Raw genomic sequence first — 2,607 nt, 5'->3', positions numbered from 1 at the left:
GACTAACCAACAAAACGCCCTTGTACCTCCCAGGTACAAGGGCGTTTTACTTTGTAACGCCACTTCCACTACTATTTAGCAAACGCCACTCGAACGCATTCAGGTTCTTCCTATTCGATCATGCTGATTGAAAATGTTCTCAAAGGTCTTTTGCAAGGTGCAATAGCAGCCTATTACGCACACAACCTGAGTGAGGCAGAAAAAAAGGCATTCTATGCACTGGAGATATACCCAGACTGCGGCGAGGCGCTGAATCTCTTAGGACTTGTATACGATGATCTTGGCAAGTTGGATAAGGCCGAAACCTACCTAAGGAAGGCTGTACTGGTCGCTTCCACGGAACCAAGTATTCGTTTTAATCTAGGCTCTGTCTTGCGCCATCAAATGCGCATTAGTGATGCGTTGCATTGTTATGAAGAAGCAATATCAATGGAGCCCGGATACGCCCCTCTCCTGTTCAACTATGCAAATCTGCTCGCAAGCATAGGGCGAACGCAAGAGGCCGCTGACTTCTATAAAAAATCGCTAGCCATTGATCCTGGTGATGTCGATGCTCTTAATAATCTTGGGATTTTGTGTTGGCGCATGCACCGAGCAAGTGATGCAATCGAGTGCTTTGAAAAAATAATTAAGCTGAATTCTGAATCGCCCCGGGTTTCCTAGACTGAATTGACCCTGATTGGCATATTGCAGAGCACGCTGAAAGCGAAGTGTCGGTTCTTTCGGCATGGTGGCCTGCTTACTGGACTTCATTCTTGGCTTACCCATCGGTTGTTGCGTGACCCCTAAAAAACAAAGCCCTCTTTCGAGGGCTTTGTGAACTTTCAGTGGTAGTTTAGTGGTAGTTAAACCACTCTGATCAATCGATGATCAGAATTCCTTGACCAGACCAACACGGTAGTACTTCATGTCAGCCTTGGTCGGGTTGCTGGAGAAGCTCGTTGCGGTGCCGTTATAGCCGCCACCCGCGCCGACAGATTCACGGCGTTCCCAGTCATTCTTCTGGGCTGCAGCGTAGAAGTACAGGGTCTTGGTCAGGAAGTAGGCGCCGCCTACCATCCAGCCACTACCGCTGTTACGGCTTTCACCCACGTCACGTACGACGGAATACTCGGCACCGATGGCTGCCTTGCCATTGAAGTTGTAGGAGATCACGTAGTTGGTGATTTTGTCTTGCCATGCTGCACCAGCCACGCGACCAGATTGGTTGATGTAGGTTGCGGACAACTTCAGATTTTCGATCGGGTAGACGTTCACGAAAGTCTTGGCATGGTTAAAGCCATTTTGATTCGCTGCAGCCGTACCTTGGGAATAACGGCTCGTACGAGCGAAGCCGCCGTTGACCCACTTGCCATAGGCGAACTGCAGGCCGCCAGCGACGACATCACCGCTGCTGACACCATCAGCATCGTTGGCGCCGGAGACGCTGTTGTCACCAAACGCATAGTAGCCTTCGCCGCCCAGCTTGAATTGACCCAGGCTCAGAGTCGGGGTCAAGTATTGGGTGGTGCGGCTGGTCAGCAGCGTGGTGCGATAGGTCGCGATACCGTACTTGACGATTTCCAGGTCCTTCGGGTCGACCATGTACGGCTTCTTGGCGACATAGTAGTCGTCAGCAATGTTCTGCACGCCCCATTGCAGGCGGCCAAAAGTCTTGCTTTGCAGGTAGACGGCCTTCTTGTCGTTGGAGTTCAGGCCACCCGATTGGGCGTTGGCAGTGGAGCCACCCTTGCCCGCGAAGAAGTCACCGAAGCGCAAGTCCATGCTGACCCCAGGTTCCAGATCATCATTGACCTTTTCCTTGGCACCGAAGGTAATACGCGAGGTGGATGCACCGCCATCGGACAGGGTTTGAGTCGTTTGGCCAGGGTTGTTCTCACCAGCTTGAGTGGTCTTGAACTGATAGCCTGCATCAACCTTACCGCCGATGGTGACTTGCGCGAACGCAGCGCCAGACATCATGCCGGCAACGGCCAGAGCGATGATTTTTTTCTGCATGAAGATTCTCCTCACGGTTTAGGAAAAGCCAAGTTTGCGTGGCTTGGCCACAGAAGACTCAGCAAGCCCCCCAGAAATGGGGTTGGTTGGATTCTGGCAAAAGCCGATGTGATGTCGCACTAAAGTTGCCTGTCCAAAAGGAGCGCGGGCAGCAGATGTTGTTTTTGTGCAACACGATGAGTCTCCATCTGCGGTGGTTACCGGTCAACGCACATTCTGTGCGGGGCCACTCAGCGTCTGGTATGCCGCAATGCCATGGTTGAACATCTGGCGGCTTGCCCGCTACCCTTGGCAGTCTTTGCGTCACCTTCGCCGTATGGAGCTCCCACGTGTACCAATTGTTTGAAAAGCTCGTCCACCCTTACCCGACTACCGTGTTTGCCACACCGCCAAGACATTTTCTGCGGTTCGTCTGGGGCTGCACCGAGGGGCTGCGGGGCTACATCCTGGGCATGGCGCTCTGTACGGCAGCCATTGGTGCCTTTGAGGCCCTGCTGTATGCGGTACTGGCGAGGGTGGTGGATTGGTTGGGTGGGGCGGCAGGGCCAGCCGGGTGAATCGCCCCGGGTTTCCTAGACAGCCCCGAGCTTCATGAAATACTGTTTTTCA

Annotated in this window: 3 protein-coding genes; 2 read left to right on the top strand and 1 reads right to left on the bottom strand. The window is 53.2% G+C overall.

The annotated features are described in order from the left end of the window. Positions 1-120: 120 nt before the first annotated feature. Entirely contained in the window at positions 121-663 is a 543-nt protein-coding gene (locus BGI27_RS17675; RefSeq protein WP_095526084.1) for a tetratricopeptide repeat protein, read from the top strand. Positions 664-870: 207 nt separating this feature from the next. Here the strand turns inward: BGI27_RS17675 and BGI27_RS17670 are convergent, their stop codons facing one another. Beyond that, complete coding sequence (locus tag BGI27_RS17670; protein WP_095526083.1) at positions 871-1,998, bottom strand: porin; 1,128 nt, start codon at positions 1,996-1,998, stop codon at positions 871-873. Positions 1,999-2,327: 329 nt separating this feature from the next. Here BGI27_RS17670 and BGI27_RS17665 point away from each other — a divergent pair, with 329 nt between their 5' ends. Next, complete coding sequence (locus tag BGI27_RS17665; RefSeq protein ID WP_095526082.1) at positions 2,328-2,555, top strand: hypothetical protein; 228 nt, start codon at positions 2,328-2,330, stop codon at positions 2,553-2,555. Positions 2,556-2,607: the final 52 nt, after the last annotated feature.

The organism is Candidatus Dactylopiibacterium carminicum, assembly GCF_014736495.1.
In the GTDB taxonomy this organism is placed as follows: Bacteria; Pseudomonadota; Gammaproteobacteria; order Burkholderiales; family Rhodocyclaceae; genus Uliginosibacterium; species Uliginosibacterium carminicum.
Note: the sequence above shows the minus strand (reverse complement) of the source record. Positions and strands in the feature narration are given on the sequence as shown.

Coding starts and splice junctions, on each gene's coding strand:
- BGI27_RS17675 (WP_095526084.1), top strand. CDS start 121: ATGCTGATTGAAAATGTTCTCAAAGGTCTTTTGCAAGGTGCAATAGCA.
- BGI27_RS17670 (WP_095526083.1), bottom strand. CDS start 1,998: ATGCAGAAAAAAATCATCGCTCTGGCCGTTGCCGGCATGATGTCTGGC.